This is a genomic window from Stenotrophomonas maltophilia group sp. Smal13 (genome assembly GCF_030236855.1).
GTDB classification, from domain to species: Bacteria; Pseudomonadota; Gammaproteobacteria; order Xanthomonadales; family Xanthomonadaceae; genus Stenotrophomonas; species Stenotrophomonas maltophilia_A.
Map to the genome: position 1 here is coordinate 17,465 of NZ_JASJSQ010000032.1, position 19,355 is coordinate 36,819.

31 protein-coding genes are annotated in these 19,355 nt (G+C 63.8%); 19 read left to right on the plus strand and 12 right to left on the minus strand.

The window, feature by feature from the left end:
- From QRO95_RS12420 to QRO95_RS12460, 9 genes are read right to left on the minus strand one after another with little or no spacing between them, the layout of a single operon-like run.
- Window positions 1-489 carry a hypothetical protein gene (locus tag QRO95_RS12420; protein ID WP_285302683.1) on the minus strand — a complete coding sequence of 163 codons (489 nt, stop codon included), beginning with the start codon at window positions 487-489 and terminating at the stop codon, window positions 1-3.
- Window positions 486-725, minus strand: coding sequence for a hypothetical protein (locus tag QRO95_RS12425; RefSeq protein WP_285302684.1), 240 nt, complete (start codon window positions 723-725; stop codon window positions 486-488). Before QRO95_RS12425 ends, QRO95_RS12420 begins: the two co-directional genes overlap by 4 nt.
- Window positions 722-1,048, minus strand: a complete 327-nt coding sequence (locus QRO95_RS12430) for a hypothetical protein (RefSeq protein WP_285302685.1) — start codon at window positions 1,046-1,048, stop codon at window positions 722-724. The genes QRO95_RS12425 and QRO95_RS12430 overlap by 4 nt, the downstream gene beginning before the upstream one ends.
- Window positions 1,045-1,317, minus strand: a complete 273-nt coding sequence (locus QRO95_RS12435) for a hypothetical protein (RefSeq protein ID WP_049400536.1) — start codon at window positions 1,315-1,317, stop codon at window positions 1,045-1,047. Before QRO95_RS12435 ends, QRO95_RS12430 begins: the two co-directional genes overlap by 4 nt.
- Window positions 1,318-1,331: 14 nt before the next feature.
- Window positions 1,332-1,652 (minus strand): hypothetical protein, encoded by a 321-nt coding sequence (locus QRO95_RS12440; RefSeq protein ID WP_004152669.1) that lies wholly within the window; start codon window positions 1,650-1,652, stop codon window positions 1,332-1,334.
- 2 nt (window positions 1,653-1,654) lie between these two features.
- On the minus strand, window positions 1,655-1,804 hold the full coding sequence (locus tag QRO95_RS12445; RefSeq protein WP_285302686.1) for a hypothetical protein: 150 nt from the start codon (window positions 1,802-1,804) through the stop codon (window positions 1,655-1,657).
- Window positions 1,801-2,166, minus strand: a complete 366-nt coding sequence (locus QRO95_RS12450) for a hypothetical protein (protein ID WP_285302687.1) — start codon at window positions 2,164-2,166, stop codon at window positions 1,801-1,803. Before QRO95_RS12450 ends, QRO95_RS12445 begins: the two co-directional genes overlap by 4 nt.
- On the minus strand, window positions 2,163-2,435 hold the full coding sequence (locus QRO95_RS12455) for a hypothetical protein (protein ID WP_285302688.1): 273 nt from the start codon (window positions 2,433-2,435) through the stop codon (window positions 2,163-2,165). The genes QRO95_RS12450 and QRO95_RS12455 overlap by 4 nt, the downstream gene beginning before the upstream one ends.
- Entirely contained in the window at window positions 2,432-2,656 is a 225-nt protein-coding gene (locus QRO95_RS12460) for a hypothetical protein (RefSeq protein WP_032969469.1), read from the minus strand. The genes QRO95_RS12455 and QRO95_RS12460 overlap by 4 nt, the downstream gene beginning before the upstream one ends.
- 281 nt (window positions 2,657-2,937) lie before the next feature.
- On the opposite strand from QRO95_RS12460, the gene QRO95_RS12465 reads away from it, so the two are divergent.
- Complete coding sequence (locus tag QRO95_RS12465; RefSeq protein ID WP_057500288.1) at window positions 2,938-3,231, plus strand: hypothetical protein; 294 nt, start codon at window positions 2,938-2,940, stop codon at window positions 3,229-3,231.
- A gap of 9 nt (window positions 3,232-3,240) precedes the next feature.
- Here QRO95_RS12465 and QRO95_RS12470 read toward each other — a convergent pair whose 3' ends face one another.
- Window positions 3,241-3,594, minus strand: coding sequence for a hypothetical protein (locus QRO95_RS12470; protein WP_107380196.1), 354 nt, complete (start codon window positions 3,592-3,594; stop codon window positions 3,241-3,243).
- Window positions 3,548-4,081: a hypothetical protein gene (locus QRO95_RS12475; RefSeq protein WP_285302689.1), complete on the minus strand. Its 534-nt coding sequence runs from the start codon at window positions 4,079-4,081 to the stop codon at window positions 3,548-3,550. The genes QRO95_RS12470 and QRO95_RS12475 overlap by 47 nt, the downstream gene beginning before the upstream one ends.
- 77 nt (window positions 4,082-4,158) lie before the next feature.
- Between QRO95_RS12475 and QRO95_RS12480 the strand changes: the two genes are divergently transcribed.
- Window positions 4,159-4,485 carry a hypothetical protein gene (locus QRO95_RS12480; RefSeq protein ID WP_285302690.1) on the plus strand — a complete coding sequence of 109 codons (327 nt, stop codon included), beginning with the start codon at window positions 4,159-4,161 and terminating at the stop codon, window positions 4,483-4,485.
- 7 nt (window positions 4,486-4,492) lie between these two features.
- Here QRO95_RS12480 and QRO95_RS12485 read toward each other — a convergent pair whose 3' ends face one another.
- Window positions 4,493-4,738 carry a hypothetical protein gene (locus QRO95_RS12485; protein WP_285302691.1) on the minus strand — a complete coding sequence of 82 codons (246 nt, stop codon included), beginning with the start codon at window positions 4,736-4,738 and terminating at the stop codon, window positions 4,493-4,495.
- A gap of 164 nt (window positions 4,739-4,902) precedes the next feature.
- Here QRO95_RS12485 and QRO95_RS12490 point away from each other — a divergent pair, with 164 nt between their 5' ends.
- From QRO95_RS12490 to QRO95_RS12570, 17 genes are all read left to right on the plus strand, one after another.
- Window positions 4,903-5,340 (plus strand): hypothetical protein, encoded by a 438-nt coding sequence (locus tag QRO95_RS12490; RefSeq protein WP_285302692.1) that lies wholly within the window; start codon window positions 4,903-4,905, stop codon window positions 5,338-5,340.
- 1 nt (window position 5,341) lies between these two features.
- Entirely contained in the window at window positions 5,342-5,563 is a 222-nt protein-coding gene (locus QRO95_RS12495; protein WP_285302693.1) for a hypothetical protein, read from the plus strand.
- Between the two features lie 202 nt (window positions 5,564-5,765).
- On the plus strand, window positions 5,766-6,827 hold the full coding sequence (locus tag QRO95_RS12500) for a CHC2 zinc finger domain-containing protein (protein WP_285302694.1): 1,062 nt from the start codon (window positions 5,766-5,768) through the stop codon (window positions 6,825-6,827).
- 195 nt (window positions 6,828-7,022) lie between these two features.
- Window positions 7,023-8,399, plus strand: coding sequence for a VapE domain-containing protein (locus QRO95_RS12505; protein ID WP_285302695.1), 1,377 nt, complete (start codon window positions 7,023-7,025; stop codon window positions 8,397-8,399).
- 401 nt (window positions 8,400-8,800) lie between these two features.
- A complete protein-coding gene (locus QRO95_RS12510; RefSeq protein ID WP_285302696.1) occupies window positions 8,801-9,334 on the plus strand; it encodes a terminase small subunit in 534 nt (177 codons plus the stop codon).
- Complete coding sequence (locus QRO95_RS12515) at window positions 9,331-11,421, plus strand: phage terminase large subunit family protein (protein WP_285302697.1); 2,091 nt, start codon at window positions 9,331-9,333, stop codon at window positions 11,419-11,421. The genes QRO95_RS12510 and QRO95_RS12515 overlap by 4 nt, the downstream gene beginning before the upstream one ends.
- Window positions 11,418-11,747, plus strand: a complete 330-nt coding sequence (locus tag QRO95_RS12520) for a hypothetical protein (RefSeq protein WP_049420639.1) — start codon at window positions 11,418-11,420, stop codon at window positions 11,745-11,747. The genes QRO95_RS12515 and QRO95_RS12520 overlap by 4 nt, the downstream gene beginning before the upstream one ends.
- Window positions 11,748-11,904: 157 nt before the next feature.
- Complete coding sequence (locus tag QRO95_RS12525; RefSeq protein ID WP_285302698.1) at window positions 11,905-12,102, plus strand: primosomal replication protein PriB/PriC domain protein; 198 nt, start codon at window positions 11,905-11,907, stop codon at window positions 12,100-12,102.
- Complete coding sequence (locus tag QRO95_RS12530; protein WP_285302699.1) at window positions 12,099-13,625, plus strand: phage portal protein; 1,527 nt, start codon at window positions 12,099-12,101, stop codon at window positions 13,623-13,625. The genes QRO95_RS12525 and QRO95_RS12530 overlap by 4 nt, the downstream gene beginning before the upstream one ends.
- Window positions 13,622-15,928 carry a ClpP-like prohead protease/major capsid protein fusion protein gene (locus QRO95_RS12535; protein WP_285302700.1) on the plus strand — a complete coding sequence of 769 codons (2,307 nt, stop codon included), beginning with the start codon at window positions 13,622-13,624 and terminating at the stop codon, window positions 15,926-15,928. The genes QRO95_RS12530 and QRO95_RS12535 overlap by 4 nt, the downstream gene beginning before the upstream one ends.
- 82 nt (window positions 15,929-16,010) lie before the next feature.
- Window positions 16,011-16,370, plus strand: a complete 360-nt coding sequence (locus QRO95_RS12540) for a DUF2190 family protein (protein ID WP_285302701.1) — start codon at window positions 16,011-16,013, stop codon at window positions 16,368-16,370.
- Window positions 16,371-16,448: 78 nt separating this feature from the next.
- Window positions 16,449-16,880: a structural protein P5 gene (locus QRO95_RS12545; RefSeq protein WP_285302702.1), complete on the plus strand. Its 432-nt coding sequence runs from the start codon at window positions 16,449-16,451 to the stop codon at window positions 16,878-16,880.
- A gap of 167 nt (window positions 16,881-17,047) precedes the next feature.
- On the plus strand, window positions 17,048-17,215 hold the full coding sequence (locus QRO95_RS12550; protein ID WP_285302703.1) for a hypothetical protein: 168 nt from the start codon (window positions 17,048-17,050) through the stop codon (window positions 17,213-17,215).
- On the plus strand, window positions 17,212-17,703 hold the full coding sequence (locus tag QRO95_RS12555) for an endopeptidase (protein ID WP_285302704.1): 492 nt from the start codon (window positions 17,212-17,214) through the stop codon (window positions 17,701-17,703). Before QRO95_RS12550 ends, QRO95_RS12555 begins: the two co-directional genes overlap by 4 nt.
- Window positions 17,700-18,023 carry a hypothetical protein gene (locus QRO95_RS12560; protein WP_285302705.1) on the plus strand — a complete coding sequence of 108 codons (324 nt, stop codon included), beginning with the start codon at window positions 17,700-17,702 and terminating at the stop codon, window positions 18,021-18,023. The genes QRO95_RS12555 and QRO95_RS12560 overlap by 4 nt, the downstream gene beginning before the upstream one ends.
- Window positions 17,980-18,498 carry a hypothetical protein gene (locus QRO95_RS12565; RefSeq protein WP_285302706.1) on the plus strand — a complete coding sequence of 173 codons (519 nt, stop codon included), beginning with the start codon at window positions 17,980-17,982 and terminating at the stop codon, window positions 18,496-18,498. The genes QRO95_RS12560 and QRO95_RS12565 overlap by 44 nt, the downstream gene beginning before the upstream one ends.
- 13 nt (window positions 18,499-18,511) lie before the next feature.
- On the plus strand, window positions 18,512-19,312 hold the full coding sequence (locus QRO95_RS12570; RefSeq protein WP_285302707.1) for a hypothetical protein: 801 nt from the start codon (window positions 18,512-18,514) through the stop codon (window positions 19,310-19,312).
- Window positions 19,313-19,355 lie beyond the last annotated feature (43 nt).

Genomic DNA, 19,355 nt, shown 5'->3' on the forward strand with positions numbered 1-19,355 from the left:
TCAGTCGATGTCATGGGCTGCCATGCGCTCCGCATAGCTGCCGTGGTTGGCAGCGTGACGGCTCATCAGCGGGCGAAGTGGGGTGTGCCCCAGCACCTCGATGTGCCCGCCCGCTGCGAGGAAGGCGTCCAGGTCGTCGGCCAGTTGCTGCCGGTCCAGTTCCCGGTGTCGGATCGTGGTCGCCGCGTCACTGACGCCTGTAAGCGGACCTGGCGTGCTGGCCGGCTGCACCCGGGCAGGTGCCGCGCGCAGCGGGGCGATTGCATGTTGCGTGTGGCTGGAGAGGCGCCAGATCCCGCGCACGCCCGTGCGGTGGCAGATGGCCTGGCCGCTGCGCGCCAACCCCTTCAGCGTGTAGCCGATAGCCTGGTGCGTGCTGTTGATGCGGCCAGCGGTCTTGATCTGCTCGACCGTGGCGCCCTGCGGGAACATGGCGAGGACGTTGCGCACTTCAGAAGCGCGTCCGGTCTGCTGTGGACGGGCGCTCATGCGCGGGCTCCTGCAATCAGTTCGCGCATGGCCCAGCCGTGGTGCATCACCTTGGATGAGCTGTCGGCGACAGCATCGGGGTTCTCGGTCAGGACCAGTGTGTTATCCAGCGGATAACTGCTGTGCCCATCCCAGTCTTCAATCACGGACTGCAGGCCGAAGTGTTCGCGCAGCTCCTGCGCGTTGGCGTTTTTGCCACACAGGTGCGGCCCATAGATCACAACAGAACGGCTCATGCGGGGATTCCTCGCGTGCTGCGCGTAGCGCGGTGGTTGGGGGAGATCGACCGAACACGCACGCCCTGGCGGTCGAGCCAGCGGCGCGCGGCCTGTGCGGCAAGTCGGTTGAGGGAAAACGTGACGCCGCCGAGGGTGAGCGAGTGGTGCGATACCCCCACGCTCCGGCTGGCGCTGGCGGCGACCTTCAGGAGCGACTCGCGGGGCGCAGCGGTGTAGAGGCCGGCCCATAGCCAGCCTTGGCACACCATCAGCACGAGCGACTCGCCCTGGTGGCCGGTGGCGAATTGCTGCTCCACTGGCAGGATGGGCTGCACGCTCATGCTGTGAGCGCCAGGTCGCGTGCCCTCGCGATCTCGGCCTCTGCGGCAGCGAGGCCGAGATCGGTCAGGGTCGCCTTGCGCGGCAGCTGCGGGTCGTCGTACCGGATTAGGACGCGCTCATCCAGCCAGTTCATGACGCGGCGCGTGAAGACCTTCTCCGGTCGGTTCGTGGGCGCGAATCCGGCGCGGGTGCGGTGCAATGCGTGGTCCGAAGCGGCATGCGCTGCCAGCAGCGCGGCGCGTTCTTTCGGCTTGAGTGCGGCGGCCATAGCGTGTCTCCTGGTCAGGCTGCGATGGAGGTGGAAGGGGCGGCTGAGGCGAGTTCGGCCAGCACTTCGCCGCGGTGGCGGGCGAGGTGGGAGATCGGAATGCGGTAGTGGGCCAAGGTGCTGTCGGTCCAGCGCAGCTCGGCCAACGCGGCACGGTCGCAGGGAACCGGCCGGGTCGCGATGCCGCAGCGGTGGCACTCGATGTGGACCAGGTCGGGGCAAGCCGTCCCCAGGCGATGGCCGGTGGGGGCGCCGCTGGTGGTGACGATCTGCGGGCGATGGCCGTGGCCGCAGGAGGGAACCGATGCAGGCAGCGGGCGGGAGGTCTGGCGCATGGTCAGCCCCTCACCGAACTGCTGGTTGCCCAGCGGGCCTTGGCCGCATTGCGGTCGGCGTGGGCGCCGTGGATCTCGGCGATGCGCAGCGGCACGACAACGGCAGCCACAAGTGCAACTGCCAGCCAGGCGATACGGAGGCGGCGGCTCATTGCGTCGCTCCGTCGGTGCTGGACTGAGCAGATGCGAGGAGCAGGCGGTTCAACAGGTTGAGCCACTTGTTGAGGCCCTCGGCTTCCTTCTCGGGTACCCAGAAAATGGTGCTATCCGCTTTAAGCAGTAGATGGCCGCGGTTGTCCCTCCGAATGCCCATCAGGTGGTCCGGTAGAAGGGTGAGCTGGGTCAATGTGGCGCCATCAATGCCGCGCGCTTTCTGTCGGGCGGTCGCATTGCGGCGGAGGGCCAGCGAGAACTGACGTTCGCCCTGGTCATATGTGATCGTCAGGGTGCAAGAACCGGCCATCTGCACGAGGTGCACCTGTTCTCTTTCACCGACGAATGCGCAGCGGCTCATGCGCGCACCTCGACCGACGATTCGCAGTTCGGTACAACGACGAGCGAGCCATCGACGGTGAGTCCGGGGTGCCCGCCAGTTGCTTCGCAAAGATCCTGCTGGAGGTTCATCGCGTCCTCTTGCCAAGCGCGTGCGGCGTCTTCCGCCAGCCAAAGCTGCTGCCGCAGTTCCTCGTTCTCGACCGCTAGCCGGGCGGCCTCAGCGCAGAGCTGGCTGAACGCCTCGCGATCAAGGCGGCGCAGGATCGCGGCTGCAGTGAGCGCGCTCATGCCCGCACCTCGGCCGACAGGTCCCGCGAGAAGGCTTCTAGGCGGAGGCTGGCAACGCCCATGCGCCGGGAGCGGCGCAGCTGGTTGCGACTGTGTTCGCCCTTGCTGCGAACCCACAGGGTTCGGGCGGTGCTGTGATCGCGTGCTGCCACTGCCCGCAGGGCCTTCACGGCCAACAACGGCAGCAGGCAGGGGCTTGGATCGGCGTAGCGATGAGACATGGCGCGCTCCTGTTCGAAGGAGGGCGCCGGCGGGTCAGGGGCCGAGGGGGCGGCTGCTACCGGCCAGGGGAGGGGCCAGTAGCGTGGCGACCCGCCGGTCGCCCGCCAGCTGCACAGCTGGCAGGGCGGACTCTACAAACAAACTTGCGCCCTCGTCAACAAGAAAACTTGCGTCGATGCGATTGGAGTGGACTTGTGCCGGCCAGGAGGCTGTCCTCGCCGCAGCTGAATGCGCCCTCGAATGCTAACCTTCAGGCCTTCTATGGAGGGAGGGGAGCTGTATGGAAGTCTTCTTCAGCACACTGGGCGCTCTGGGCGTCTGGCTGGTTGCCTTAGCCGTGCTGGCATTGGTGGTTATGGGGTTGCTCATGCCTTTTGCCGTGTTCGGCATCAAGCCGCTACTGCGGGTGCTTATCGAGGAGCAACGCAGGAACAATCGGCTGCTGGCTAGGCAGGGGTTGAGGGACCAAGGAATTGAGGCAGGGGACGTGGCAGGCGTGGCCACGTCCAAAGATGACCGTGAGCCGCAGACGCTACAGGACTTCATCCGGGAACGTGGCGGGCATAGTCCGTAACTGTCCTCGTCAAGGGTTCGGCAGCACTTCAGCCATGTTCTTGATGAGCCCAGTTTGCTCAAGCGGGAAGCCTTCCATGATGGCTTCCCTTGCTTCTTCCATCTCGCAGAGCAACGCACGAAGCTCTTGCGCTGAAAGGTCGGTTAGGCGTTGCCTCAGGACCAGGTGCTGGTCGACTAGCCAGCTCAGCTGGAAGGCTTCACATAGCAGGCGAATCCTGCGGATGTACGCGAAGGCGATCGCGTCATTTGACGCTGTCGCGTGGCACTGTCGTGGGCACCTTGCGTCGGGCGGCCGTGCCTGCTGCCGAACTTTGCTAGCGAGTGCCTGCGCGAGAGCTTCCAGTGCTGCCGCTTCCTTCATGATCAACCCCCTTTGAAATCTGGCGCTTCCGCAGGTGTGCGGTGAAGTCGACCACGTTGTCTGGCGTAACTGCCTTCTCCTGACGGGCGGCCAGGTAGTTGTGAGCCAAGATGACAATCGAGGCGTCACTCGCGTCTTCTGGATCGAATGAAGACCCGAGCGCAAGGCAGGCTAGGCGGACAAGTTGGTACGACGCGGCAAGCGTAGGGGCGTCGAGTTGCACTGATTGAGATTGTGCAGAACGGGGTGCTGAGAGGGCACTGAGCGGCTCGCCCTTGTCCCAGGTCAGGAACTGCTCAACAGACATGCCGAACGCGCGCGCCAACTCCGGGATGTACCGGGGGCGGCGGGTTGGAGTGTCCAGCAGTTGCTGGATGTGCTGGTACTTCACGTTGGGTGCGCCCGCTGCGCGGACACGGGCTGCAAGAGCCTCCACACCAAGCCCGTGGGCCTCCATCAGGCCCCGTGTGATTTCACCTATCAACATGCAAGCAATCTTGCACTGTTGATTCGCAAGAAAGATTGCGCTAATTTACCGCAAGAATTCTTGTGACCGGGCATTCCATGACCCCTCTGCAACGGGCTATTGCGATCTGTGGCACCCAAAGTGAGCTGGCTCGTCGGGTTACCGGCAAGCCCGCCACGGGCTACGTCTATCACTGGCGCAAGAATGGTGTGACCGAGGAGGTGGCGATCGCCATTGAGCGGGCGGTTGCTTCGGTGATGGCCGAGAACCAGGACGCAGCGCTGCGCGCCGATACCCTCGGAGGAAAGGTTACCGCCGAAGAACTGATCCCGGGTGTCCGCTGGGAGCGTGATTCTGACGGCGCAATCGTGGGCTATTTCAAAAGAGTCATCGGATCGGCGGGGGGCGTTAATGCCAGCCCGTGATCCTGCCCTAAGCATCGCCATAGCTCGCTTCGGTTGGGTTCGAGGGCACCAGCATTACCGCCTGCACCTCATTCGGCAGCAGCTCCGCAAGGGCGGGGTGGTTCTGATGCTTCTGGCGATGATTCTCCTTCTGGCGTTCGGAGTGCAAGGGCGCCCACAAGACCGCAACAACGCCGCCTGTCCCGGTGCGAACGTCAAAGGATCGAATGGCCTGAAAGCGCATGCGCTGAGGGAAGCTGATGATCTCTGGCATAGCCGGAATTTTGAGGGCGGCACCGGCCGGCATGGAACGATGAAATGCTCGGCATTTCAGGGGGAGGGCGCATGACTTGCCTTCGCTCTGATCTGCATTGGCGGGACGCCCTAAACAATGCAGTTTCCTGCGCACCAGGTGGTGTGCAAGACGCCGCTGCACACGTGAGCAAGCGTCGCGGAAAGTCCATTACTACAGAGACGCTGCGGAAGAAGTTGCGTGGAATCGAGGGCGAGTCTGTCTCCATGGAGATGGCCGAGATCCTCACCGAGTACCTACAGCGATTCGTGGGTACGCAGGCAATGGCAACCGACTGGGTGTGCTCATTGGCTGGACAGTTCGGCTTGATGGTGGATTACGTGCCAGCGCCACCTGTCGGCGGTTGGCCTGACGAGCTGGCGGCGATCCAGAGCAAGCTCCTCGAACTGCACAAACTGACAGGCCAACTGGCTGGGGCGGGCATTGATGCACTGGCCGACCGACGGCTGAGCATTCCAGAGGCTGATCGCATCCAGGACCTGTCCCGCGAAGTGCGCACGCTCTGCTTCAGGCTGGAGCGCAACGCATGCCGTGCGGCTGCACAGCAGGGGATGGAGGACTGACGTGGCAACCCACCACGCCCATCGATCCATGTATCGAAGGCGTGGCCCGGCCAGCGCTGCTGCGCTGCAAGCGATGGAGCGGGCGGCACTTGCGTTGACCGACGCGGTGCCGGGCTTAGTAGGCGATGAAGCGCTGGCAGAACGTGAGCGCATTCGCCAAGAAACCGAACGTAGAGATAGCGCACAGCGCCAGCTCGATGAAGGAGGTATCCGTTGGGTGTGAATCGATGTCTGCACCAGGCCCTGCTGATTGCTGGTCAGCCACGGTCAGAATGGCGCGCACAGATCGAGCAGATCGCAGAAACCTGCCAGGCGCCAGGCGTTTGCACAGGTGGCGTTGGCTGCCGGCAGCGAATTGCCGAGTACCTGCGGGTGCAGTGGTGGATGATCGAGCGTCGCGAATCACAAGCCGCGAGGCGCCGCTGATGGCGAACAGTTGCGTAGACACCGATGCAATACGCGAGTCGGCAAACATCGCCGATGTCATCGGCCGTTACGTCAAGCTCAGGCCAGCTGGTCGTGGGGAGTACAGCGGGCTATGCCCGTTTCACGATGAGTCCTCGCCGAGCTTCACTGTCAACGAAGTCAAAGGCTTCTACCACTGCTTCGGCTGCGGCGCGCATGACGACGTGATCGGCTTTCTGGTGCATCACCTGCAGATCGGATTCCTTGAGGCATGTGCACAGCTCAGTGGCGGTAAGTTGGGCGTCGCGGCAGAGCGAAAGAAACTCCCGAGCCAAGAGTCATTGCGGGTGAAGTGGGTGCCTATCCTGCCCGTGCCTGACGATGCCCCCTCATTGCTGACTGACAGCGGTTGGACGGTGCCCATCTGGAACGCCAAGCGCGACAAGCTCCGCAGGATGAAGCCGGCCAGAGTGTTTCCCTACCGCGACGCGGAAGGGCAGATCCTTGGGTACGTGCTGCGTTGTGAGTTCATCGACCACGACAGCCGCAAGCTGAAGAAGTGGACGCCGCAAGTGACCTGGTGTGTCGGACCGGCCGGGCAGAAACAGTGGTGCCTTGAGAGCTTTCCCGGGGCACGGCCGCTGTATGGGCTGGATGCCCTGGCTGCGAAACCCGACGCGCCGGTGTTGATCCCAGAGGGAGAGAAGTGTCGCGACGTGGCGGCACGAGCGTTTCCTGGCTATGCGGCAATCAGCTGGGCGGGAGGCGGAAAGGCCGTCACGAAAGCGGACTGGTCACCACTGGCCGGCCGGGATTGCGTGCTCTGGCCTGATGCCGACGTTCCTGGGCAGCAGGCAATGTTGGGGTGGAGCAACGATGCAAATCAGTTCAAGCCGGGAGTCGCCCAGCTGCTGAAGCGGGCAGGCGCCAGATCCATCCGCTTTGTGGATGTGACGGGCCAGCCAGATGGTTGGGACATTGCGGATGCACTGGAACGCGATGGCTGGACGCCTCGGCAGCTCGCCGCTTGGGCGGCGAATCGGGTCGTTGAGGTCGACGTGGTGGCTGCCAATGGCGCATGACAGGAGGCTGGAGGAGCGTTTGCTGCACTCCAACGCGAAGCTTGCTCGCGCCTACCGAACTGCGGCGCAGGCCGCCCTGGATAACCCATATGAGCACTCTCGGCGCTTGCGCCGGGAGCGGGCAAGAGAATACCTGCGCCTGGCGCGGGGCTACGAAAAGGCAATGCGGCAATGAGCGTGGGGACAAGGCGCAGGATGACAGTGATCGATGGTGGCGGTGCGCCACCGCCAGGCGGTGGCGGGGTAGACCCCAACGCCTGGAAGGAGCACCTCACCAGAAATCGCGATGGCAATGTCGAGGGCACGCTGCACAACCTGATTCTGATCATGGAGAACGATGATCGGCTTAAGGGGCTGTGGTGGCTCAACGACTCCAGTAATCAGGTAAAGCTGCACCGAGATCCACCGTGGACAGGCGGAAGCAGGGATGAGTTCATTGACTCGGATGCCTACGAGCTGGCGGCGTGGCTGCAACACCCGGATCGCTACTGGATGAAGTGCAGCGATGATCTTGTGCTGAAGGCTGTCATCGCTGTCGCACGCCGGCACCGCCGTCATCCCATCAAGGACTACCTCGGTGCCTTGCAATGGGATGGAGTGCCCCGCGTCGAGCGCATGCTCGTTGAGCTATTCGGTGCGGCGGACAATGCCTACAGCCTGCGCGCAGCGCAGTGCTTCATGGTAAGTGCCGTGGCTCGCATCTTGTGGGTAGACGCCAAGCAGCCCAGCGTGGGCGCACAGGTGGACTTCATGCTGGTGCTGGAAGGTGAGCAGGGCAAGCGGAAGTCGAGCGCCCTGCGCGCGATCTTCGGCAGCGAATGGTTTGTCGAGACCAGCGAATCTCCGAGCGGAAAGGACTTCTACCAGGTCATCCAAGGTGCGTGGGGCGTCGAGATTGGCGAGATGGACTCGTTCTCGAAGGCCGACGTGACCAGCGTAAAGACCGCCATCACCAGGCGCGTGGACAAGTTCCGTGCGCCCTACGAGCGCGTGCCTCGCTCCTACCGCCGCGAATGCGTGTTCGCCGGCACCACGAACGAGCATCAGTACCTACGCGACCCGACCGGTGGGCGGCGCTTCCTCCCCGTGCGAACTGACGGCGACGTGCAGATCGCAGAGATCGCGACGTTGCGCGACCAGCTGTGGGCCGAGGCTGTGACCATGTTCAACGCTGGGTTCGAGTGGTGGGAGCTGCCGGCAGACGCGAAGGAAAAGCAGGCCAGCAGGTACGTGGGCGACAGCTGGGAGGGGCGAGTCGAGCAGTGGCTCGACCTTCGGATGGAGCCGAGCAAGTACCCGACACGACTGGCGATGACGCCGCAGATCGACTGGGCGACCACCGACAACCTCCTGACGTACGCCATCGGCTTGGACCCTGGCAAGCACGGCAAGCCCGAGCAGATGCGGGTCGCCTCGATAATGAAGACGCTGGGCTGGGAGCAGCAGCGCAGGCGTTGGCCCGATGATGGCGGCCGGGAGCCCCGGTGGTTCAGGCCTGGCCTCGCAATCGATGACTGGCTGGCAACCGTACAGCGGTCAAGGCAGGAGGGCCCCAGTGGACCTGACTTCTGACCAGACCTCTCCAGCTTCGTCCACACCCGTCCGAACCACTGACCAGACCTGCCGCCTACTGCGACAGCGCTGTCCTGACCGTCCACACCATTCCTCGCGCGCGTACATGTACCAACACACCGCCCCAGTTCTCAGTTACTCAGATCAAAAAAATAGGTGTGGACGGTATGGACAGTGTGGACAGCCTATTAACGACGCGGGTTCCGGCCGTCCAGACCTTGCCTTGATGGTTTGGACGGTGCGGACGGCTGGCATGTTCCACGCGAATCATCGTGCGGTTGGTTGGGCAGGCGGGGCAAGGGGGAGATGGCAGGCCGATGGGTCCTCCCCGGCCTCAGATTCCACGGGTATTCGGTCGCGCAATTTCTCGCTAGTCATGAAGCATTTCCAAGGGGGTTGTAGTGGTTTCTGATCTGGGCAGCCCGATGAAACAGGGCGCGTTTGGGGATCTGGTGGGCATATCCCAGCAGGCGGTCAGCGACCTGGTGCGTCGTGGCATCCTCGCTGACGGTGCTGCAGGTGATGAGTGGCTGCTTGCCTACTGCGATCACCTGCGCGAGGTTGCTGCTGGCCGGGGCGGAGAGGCGGGCAAGGATCTGACCGCCGAGCGTGCCCGGCTGGCGCGAGAGCAGGCTGACCGCTTGGCGATGCAGAACGCCGTGACCCGGGGCGAGCTGGCGCCGGCACACCTCATGGAACAGGTGTTGTCGAAAGTCGGCGCGCGTGCGGGTCGTATCCTTGAGACGATCCCGGGCACGTTGCGGCGCCGCCTTCCGCAGCTGAAGGCGGCGGATGTCGAGGTCGTGGCTCAGATTGTCGCCAAGGCACGAAACCTCGCCGCGTCGATGCGCCTGGCCGACGTTGACGCTGACGATGACCCTGATGAAGGCGCGTCCACGGCGGTGCCGGTTGATGCCGAGGATCAATGCGAATGACGCTTCTTCGTGGAATCGATGCAAGCCAGCTGCACGCCGTGGAGCGCCATCTGCAGCGCGGGCTAGCCTCATGGGCGGTGCAGGAGCCCATCACGCTGGAGGCGTGGGCTCGGGAGCATTTCTACCTGTCTGCTGAGTCAAGCTACGTTGAGCAGAAGTGGACACCCTGGCCGTTCCAGCGCGGCCTGATGGCGGTGATCAGCAACGACGACGTGGCCGAGGTCTCGGTAAAGAAGTCGGCGCGCGTGGGCTACACCAAGATCCTCCTGGCCTTCCTTGGCTACAACGCAGAGCACCGACGCAGGAACCAATGCATCTGGCAGCCGACTGACGACGACTCAGACGACTTCGTCAAGTCGGAGCTGGAGCCTATGCTGCGTGACGTGGAGTGCATGCGCGCGGTGTTCCCGGCCTACCTGGCCCGGCACAAGGACAACACCCTGCAGCAGAAGAAGTTCATCGGTTCGCTTCTGCGCGTGCGCGGCGGCAAGGCTGCGAAGAACTACCGTCGAATCTCCGTGGACGTTGCCCTACTGGACGAGCTGGACGCATTCGACAACGACATCGAAAAGGAAGGTGCACCGGACTCGCTGGCCGCCAAGCGCCTGGAAGGCGCGACATTCCCCAAGCTTGTTGCTGGCAGCACTCCGAAGCTCAAGGGCTTCAGCCTGGTGGATACGCGCTACTCGCAGGCGGATGAGCGATTCACCTACCAGGTGCGTTGCCCACAGTGCGATGCCTTCCATGCCTTGACGTGGGGGGGCAAGGACGAATCGCACGGCTTCAAATTCGAGCGAGACGCAACTGGCGGCGTTGTCCACGTCTATCACCTCTGCCCGCACTGTACCTACCCGATGACGCAGGGCGAGTATCTGCTGGCCGCTGAGCAGGGCGAATGGGTGAACTCGCGCGGCGATCTCTGGCTCCGCGCCGATGGCCGCTTCACCACGCCGGAGGGCCATGCGGTCCAGGCTCCGCGACATGTGGCGCTTCACATCTGGACCGCCTACAGCCCGGCAGTTGCGTGGCAGCAGATTGTCCGGGAGTTCCTGGAGGCGTACATCAAGCACCAGGAAGGCGACGACAGCAAGCTGAAGGCGTGGACTAACACGACTCTGGGTGAGGCCTGGGAGGGAGAGGTCGAACGCACGGACGCTGATGAGCTGGCGAACAGGGCCGAGCCATTCCCGCTCAAGACGATGCCCCGCGACTGCTTGCTGCTCCTGTGCGGTATGGATACCCAGGACAACCGGCTAGAGGCTGGCGTATGGGGCGTCGGGCGAGGGGGGCAGATGTGGACCATCGACCACCGCGTGTTCTTCGGTAATCCTGCGCAGATGGAGGTCTGGACTGAAGCTGAGGCGTTCCTGCGGGAGCAGGAATACACACACGCCAGCGGCAGGGCGCAACGGATCTATGCGACCGCGATCGACTCGGGCGGTCACCATGCCGACGCTGTGTACGCCTTCGCACACAAGTTGAAGGCGTTGCGTGTGCACGCGGTGAAGGGCGCGAGCGGCCAGGAGCGGTCCATCGAGAACGGCAACAGCCGCGTGGGCTACCGCTTCAATGGCCGTATTGAGAAGCACGGCCCGGTGCTCTGGCACGTGGGCACGAACCTCGCGAAGGATCGGTTCCAGTCGCGCCTGGACGTTGCCGTTCCGGGCCCGGGCTACGTGCATCTGTCAGATCAGCTCTCGCCCGAATGGTTCAAACAGCTGGCGGGCGAGATCCGCGCTACGCGGAGGATGAAGGGTGGGTCGGAATCCAGGTGGACCGCAACGCGCAAGCGAATCGAGGTCAAGGACTGCCTGACCTACGAAATATGGCTGGAGGAACGGCTCGACCTGTGGGGGCCCAAGAAGGCGAAGTGGTGGGATCAGTTGGAGGAACAGGTGCAGCCGGAAAACGATCTGTTCGGCCTCCCCCCGGCTGCTGCATTGCCGGCGGAGGACGTTGCAGTGCCCGCGCTGCCGGTGACCCCGGTTATGAAAAGGCCCCCGCCGGTCCCGGCGCGCGTCGCGCGCGATTCCCGTGAAACGTCACGCGATGACTTCGGGTCGAGCGGTTGGAGTAGCCGCCTATGAGCAACTCGCGCGACATCGATGCTGCTGAGCAGCTGCGTCGCCTGGTGATTCGGGGCATCGTCGAGCAGACCGGCTTGAACGAGGAGCACGCGATGCCCTATGCGACGGCGGTGCTGACCGTCCTGCAGACCGAGTATGGCGGTGAGCGACTGCACATTCCCAAGGCGGCCGTGCAGGACAAGCCGTGTGCACGCGTGGAGGCAATTCGCGCCGAGCTTGCCGAGGGACAAAACTGGCGATTGGTTTGCCGCAGGCACGGGATATCGAGGGCTGCTCTGTATCGCTTGTTCCCTGGTGGATTGCCTAAACCGTCGAAAGCGAGCTGAGAATTCGGGGCCCGTCTCACCTTCTGTCAAAGATTGAGACGGCAGCCTCGTAAGTGGCTGATTTGCGTGGGGTGGATTCTTGATCGTCTCACGCGGCTGGTAACGGTTGAGACGACCTCGTCTCCAAACTATCTCCATGCCGACACCCGCTCAGATCATGCTGCAGACGTACCTGGCCGCCGAGGCTGCGGTACTGCAGGGTCAGTCGTTCCGCATGGGGGAGCGGCAGCTGAATCGTGCCGACCTGGCGGAGATTCGTGCAGGTCGACGCGAGTGGGAGGCCAAAGTGAACATGCAGGCGCGAGGTGGTAGCCGCACGTCCGTGGCTCTTGCCGATTTCCGGGGGGGCGAGTGAACCGGCTTGACCGCGCCATCGCCGTTGTGGCCCCCGGTTGGGGCGCAAAGCGTGCAATGGCGCGTGCGCGTATCGCTGCCTACAGCAGCGCATACGACGGCGCCACGCCCAGCCGTCTGCGGGAGGCTGCGCGCGAATTTGGCTCCGGCAACACGGCGGTTGCCAGCGGCGCGACCCGAATCCGTACCCAAGCGCGACACCTAGATCGTAACCACGACATCGTGGTGAACGGCTTCAACCAGATGGTCCAGAACGTCATCGGCCGTGATGGCATCGGCATCGAGCCGCAGCCACGCGATGCGAACGGGAACATCGTGGAGTCCCTGGTCGATCAGATTACCCCGCTGCTGCGGGACTTCTGGAAGCGCCCGGAGGTCACCTGGTGCCATGACTTCGGAGCGGCACAGCGGCTGATGACGCGGACCCTGTTCCGCGACGGCGAGTGTCTGTATCAGGACCTGATCGGGCCGGTGCCGTACCTCGACCACGGCACTGTGGTGCCTTACAGCATCGAGATGATGGAGCCCGATCTTCTGCCGATGGATCTGAACGATCCTGGTCGGAACATCATGCAGGGCGTTGAGCGGAACGCATGGAACCGCCCTATCGCGTATCACCTGTACAAACAGCATCCTGGTGACCCGAACGCGGTCATGCCGGAAGTGAAGCGCGTGAGCGCTGACTTCGTTCACCACGCAAAGATGGTTGATCGGATCGGGCAGGTGCGCGGCGTCAGTTTGCTGGCGTCTGTCCTGACCCGCCTGGATGACCTCAAGGACTACGAGGAATCCGAGCGTGTGGCCGCCAAGATCGCGGCAAGCATGGCGGCCTTCATTATCAAGGGCGATCCGCAGAGCTATGGCGAGAACGAGACAGTTCCGGAGCGGCGCAGCATGCGGTTCCAGCCCGGCATGGTGTTCGATGACCTGGTGAAGGGCGAGAGCGTTGGAACCGTCGACACCAATCGCCCCAACCCCAACCTGGAGACTTACCGCAACGGGCAGTTGCGCGCGGTAGCCGGTGGTATGCGGGTGTCGTTCTCGTCGCTGTCGAAGAACTACAACGGCACCTATTCGGCTCAGCGGCAGGAGCTGGTCGAGCAGTACGGCGCATACGGCGTTCTGGCCTATGAGGTGATCTCGCAGATTGTCCGGCCGATCTACGAGCGCTTCATCCAGGCGGCGATTGCATCCGGCGAGCTGGTCGTTCCGCGCGGCGTTTCGATGACCACGGTGACCGATGCGATGTACATGCCGCCGGTGATGCCGTGGATCAACCCGGTCCATGAGGCGACGGGCCTTCGCATGATGATCCGCGCGGGCATCCGCTCGCTCACCTCGGTCATCAGCGAACGCGGCGGGCGCATGTACGACACGCTGGAAGAGATCCGCAACGAACGTAAGTGGGCGCGTGACCTGGGGATCACCCTGGACAGCGATCCGGGCCAGGTGAGTGACGCAGGCGTGGCCCAGGCCAGCGCTGATGCCAGTTCCATTCCAACCCCATCTGAGGATGTGCAATGAATCACCTCACCCGTAACGCCATGGCAGCGGCGCTTGGCGCTGTATTGGCAGCGACCTTTGCATTCGACGCGAGCGACATCGAGGCGCTGCAGCCGGAGGCAAAGGGTAAATCGGTCCTCGCGTTGAACACCACCAGCGGCGGTGAGGCTGAGCTGCTGATCTACGGCCCAATCGGCGACTACTTCTGGGGTGAGGGCGTCACTGCCGCCAGCGTGGTCGAGCAGCTGGCCGGAACCACGGCGAGCGTGATCAACGTGCGGATCAACTCCGATGGCGGCGTGGTCACCGATGGCTTAGCGATCTATAACGCACTGAAGCAGCATCCGGCGACGATCAATGTCACCGTGGACGGTGTTGCCGCCAGCATCGCCAGCCTGATTGCCATGGCCGGCAGCACCCGTCGTATGCACGAGAACACGATGCTGATGCTGCACGGTCCGCAGGGCGGCGGCTGGGGCTTCGCTGGCGACTTGCGCGAGCGGGCCGATCAGATCGACGTGTATGGGCGCCAGATGCTGGTGACGTACTCGGGACGTGCCAAGAACCCGGCCGACATCGAGACGATGTTGACCGATCGCAAGGACCACTGGCTTACCGCCGCCGAGGCGCTGGCGCTGGGCCTGATCAGCGAAGTTATTCCCGACGTGCAGCCTGAGCCTGCGGACTCCGTCGCGGCAGCAGCGCTGCTGTCCTATGTGAGCGCGATCTCTGGGACCGAGGGCGCCGTGCACGCCCTGCTGCGCAAGCACATCCAGGCAACCACCACCGCTTCAGCCTTCGCCTCGCTCCGCGAGGTTCACCAGCGGGCCGTTGTGGCCCACCTTGAGGAAACCAGCATGAAACAGCAGTGCCAACTGATCATGGCGCAGGCGGGCACCGCTCCGGCTGCACCGGCCCCCGCCGCCCCGGCATCACCCGTACCCGCCACTCCGGCCCCGCCGGTCGCAGCGGCTCCTGTCGCGCCTGCGTCCTCCGCGCCGGCTGCAACGGTCGAGCAGGTGATGGCGGCAATCTCGGCCCGTAACGCCGCCATTCGTACCGTCTTCGCCGGATTCCGTGAGGTCAGCGGCATCCAGGCGCTGGAGGCCGAGTGCCTGGCTGATGCTGCGATCACAGAAGACGTGGCGCGCGGCAAGCTGCTGGCGAAGCTGGCGGCGAGCGGCCAACCGCTAGCTGGCGGCTTCGGCATCACGGACGTGGTGCCGGAGGAGGACAACCAGCGTCGCGCCCAGGTCAACGCGCTTCTGGCTCGTGCCGGCGTGTTGACCGGTGCAGACGCCGAATCCGCACGCAATGGCAACCCCTACGCGCACACCACCCTGCTGGCGCTCGCCGAGCGCTCGCTGATCCAGGCCGGTGTGCACACGCGTGGCATGGATCGCGAGCAGATTGCGCGCCGTGTTCTGGCTGTGCAGACCACCAGCGACTTCCCGGTTCTGCTGGAGAACGTGCTGCACCGGGTTCTGGTCGGGGCCTACAACCTGCAGCAGTTCACCTGGACCCGATTCTGCGCAACCGGCACGCTGTCCGACTACCGTCCCCACAGCCGCTACCATCTTTCCTCGTTCTCCGACCTGAAGCCGGTCAATGAAGCGGGTGAGTACGAGAACGGCGTGCTGGGCGATGGCGAGGTAGAGACCATCAAGGGCGCTCGCAAGGGGCGTATCCTGCAGATCACCCCGGAAGTGCTGGTGAACGACGACCTGGGCGCGTTCGTGCGCATCACCACGGCGCTGGGCCAGGCCGCAGGCCGCACGATCGAAAAGGACGTCTACGACGTGCTTAAGCAGAACGGCGGTCTGGGGCCGGTCATGAATGACGGCAACACGCTGTTCCATGCGGAGCACGGCAACATCGCAACTGGCGCTGCCGTGTCAGTCGATTCATTCGACGCGATGCGCCAGATGATGGCGCTGCAGATGGACCCGGCCGGCAATGACTACCTCGATATCTCGCTGTCGCGGTTCCTGGGTACGGTCGCCATGCACGGCCGCGCGAACCTGGTGAACAACAGCGAATACGACCCGGACGTGACCGGCAAGTTCCAGGTCAACAACACCTCGCGCGCTACCTTCAGCGACATCATCACCTCCCCGCGCCTGGGGACCGGCAAGGGCTGGTACGGCTTCGCCGATCCGAATGTGGAGCCGGTGATCGAAGTCGCGTTCCTCAATGGCGTGCAGACGCCAGTGCTGGAGCAGGAGACCAACTTCCGCACTGACGGCCTCAGCTGGAAGGTCGTTCACAAGTACGGCGTGGGCGCGGTGGGCTGGCGCGGCGCTGCCTTCAACCCGGGCGAGTAACCGGCCACTCTGCTGCGGCCCTCCTGCCGCAGCCGGGTTCACCTACTTCATCCACGCAAGACGCCAACTGAGGACCATCATCATGGCGAAGAACTACAAGTTTCCGGGTGCGGTGATCGACATCATCGCGGCATCCGCCCTGGTCAGTGGACAGGCATCCATCGTCGGCCAGCTGTTGGCCGTCGCATTGGTGGACATCCCCGCCGGCGCCAAGGGCAGTGCCCAGATCGAGGGTGTGTTCGAACTGCCGAAGCTCGCCAGCGCGAACATTGCTGCGGGTGCTGGGCTGACCTGGGACGCCCAGGGCGGGAAGCTGATCGTCACCGGTGCAGATGCTGGCGACCTGGAGAACTGCGCCGTGGCAATCGCTGCCGCTGGCAATGGCAGTGCAACCGTGCTGGCAAAGCTGACCCCGGGCTCTGGCTCGGTGAAGTCGGCGTAAGTCTTGGCCGGCACCGCTCACATACGCCTGGGTGGCGTGAGCGGTGCCGGTTCTTCCACAGCGAAACCGGGGGATCGCATGGGCACCACCAGCACGCCGCGCGGCGTACGCAACAACAATCCTGGCAACATCGACCGCACCAGCACGCCGTGGCAGGGTGAGGATCGGTCCGCCGCGGCCATCGCGCGCGAGCAGCGCTTCTGCGTGTTCCTGACCCCGCAGGCCGGGTTCCGCGCTCTGGCGAAGACCCTGCTCACGTACCAGCGCAAGCATGGCCTGCGCACGGTGAAGGAGATCATCGGGCGCTGGGCACCCCCGGTGGAGAACGATACTGGTGCATACGTCCTGCAGGTTGCCACTGCGGTGGGCGTTGCGCCTTCGGAAGTCATCCGCTTGGATAACGCGGTCACCCTGAGCCGTCTGGCTACCGCAATCGCTAGGCACGAGAACGGCGGCATGTACTGGCGGCCCGACGTGATCGATGCCGGCGTTGCTGAGGCGCTGAAGTGATTGGGGGCGTTGAGGGGGCTGGAGCTCCTTGGTGGCTCGCTGCCAGCGCAGTCGCGCTGTGGCTGCTCCGAGAGACGTGGGGTGCGGTTCTTGCGCGCCGCAAAGAGCGCACCGAAACCGACGCCAACGTAGATCTGCTCAACGGGCTCGTTGAGCGGGTGAAGTCGTTGGAGACCTCCCAGGCGGAGGTGGTCAAGCAGTACAACGAAGAGGTTCGCTTGCGCATGAAGGCGCAAGAGGATGCTCATCGGCTGAGGCTTCGCGTCATCTCGCTGGAGTCCGCGCTCAAGCAGTTGGGAGTGGTCGTCCCTCCCGTCGAGGAGCCTGTGGCATGAATCGGGTGCTTTTGGCGCTGCTGCTTGGCTTGAGCGTCCTGGTCATCTGGCAAAGGGGTTCGGTTGCCCAAGCGCACCGGGCTGCCAACGTCGCCTCGGCTGCCCGAGACAAGGCTCGCGATGAGCGTGATGCCGCCAACACGGCACTGGCCGAGGCGCATGACGTGCTTGCAGCGGAACGTGCAAGCGCTGAAGCAGCAAATCACCTGGCTGCCACATATGAAAAGGAAAAGAACGATGCACAGAAAGCGTCTGATCGCCTTGTCGCTGATCTTCGCGCTGGCAACCAGCGCCTGCACCAGCGTTGGCAGGCGTCCATCGCCACCGCTGAGCTGTCCGCGGCCGCCGCTGCCGCTAGCCAGTCTGATGGTCGAGCCGACGACCGAATCGAAAGTGCGGGCCGAGTTGTTGGCGCCGCCGCCCAGTGCGACGCCCAAGTGAGGGGGCTTCAGGCCTATGCGCTGCTGTGTTCGGGAGGTGCTCGATGAGCGAGCTGGATTTCCTGCGTGAAATGGATGCGACCATCCACGGCGCATTTTCCCTCGCCGGCATGGTCTCGACTGCGAGGGTGACGTCGGAGAGGAGCGGAGCCGTGACCGATGGCGTGCGGGTCTACGTCGACCGCGATGTGGAGACCATCGGTGAGCTGCGCCAGTTCGTTTCCGGGCGCGTGGAAGTCGCATACCTGCGAGCCGATGTCGAGGTTGAGCCGGGCGATCGCATCGAGGTCGCTGGCGAAGTCTTCGTGAACATGAAGAAGCTCAGTGACGACGGCTCCCGCAGCCGGTGGCTGGTGCGTCGTGGTTGAGCGGCCCGAACCCCTGTCCTGGCAGCTGGTCGAGTTCCTCCGCGATCGCGTGCGGTTGATTCGTACCTCTGCCGGCTTCCTTACCGACATCGGCGACGGGTTAATTGTCATTGACGATGATGAGGTGAGCGAGCAGTACTCCGATGCAGCCACTCTCATCTCGGTTCATCAACTCTCACGCAGTGGCGGTGGTAGTGCTCAGGTCAGCTCAGATGCCGCGATCACCGTCGAGTTCGAAGTGCCGCGCGGCAGTGGTCGGGAGAACCCTCGGCTTCTGGTACATCGCGCCAGGCACGACCTGATTCGCGTGTTGACCTTCAACACAAAGCTGCTGCCCAAGGGCGTTACCACATTCGAAATTCTCGCAACGCAGATGGAAGCCCTGGAAGACGACGCAGGGCATTCCGCCGTCGTCGCTCAGATCACCGCGCGGGCTGGTCTGACCGAGACCTTTGAGCCCGTCCCCAACCCGTAGGAGCAACACCACCATGGCACAGCCCAAAGTCCGCAAATTCGCAGGCGACCTGCGCTTCTGGGAGCACGGCGCGAACGGCGCGCGGATTCCCGTCATCCCAGAACCAGCCGACAAGTTCGGTAACCAGCCGCTGGAACAGTCCTCGCTGACGTTCGGCTACGAGGCTGGCGACAAGGTGGAGATCAAGAGCAAGCGCCGAGATGCACGCTATCAGCAGATCATCCACGTTGATTCCAATCCCGGTGTGACCAACGTGTCCATCACGGCCTTGGAAGTGCCGCCGGCCATCCTTGCTCGCATGATGTACGGCACTCTGGTCGTTACCAATGTGTCCGCTGGTACGGCCACAGACGTCTCTGTTGATGTGAAAAGCGCGGATGTGCCGGTCAAGCTGCCCCACAACTTCCTGTTGGCTGACACCGCTCCGGTATTCAGGAAGGGTGCGACCGAACTGGTGAAGGGAACGGATTACGACCTCGATCCGAAGTACGGCCTCCTGATTCCGAAGGCTGGAGGTGCGCTGCAGGCTGGCGACACGGTTCTGGGAACGTATCAGTACGACGCCTATCTGGAGACCGCGATCAGTGGCGGCACCACGCCGAGCAAGTCCTTCCTGATCTTGGGCGATGTACAGGACCGCATCAGCGGCGATGAAGGCCTGCTCACCATCCCCAATGTCGATCTTACCGTGGACGGCGACGTTGACTGGTTCAGCGACGAGCCGGTCCAGGTGGCGCTCACCGGACCGATGATCTTCCAGGCTGGCGAGAGCGACTTGTACACGTTCAAGCTCGCAGAGCAGTCGGCGGGCTAGGCGGTCTGGTGACCTCGGTAAGGGGAGGGCGCCCGAGCGGCGC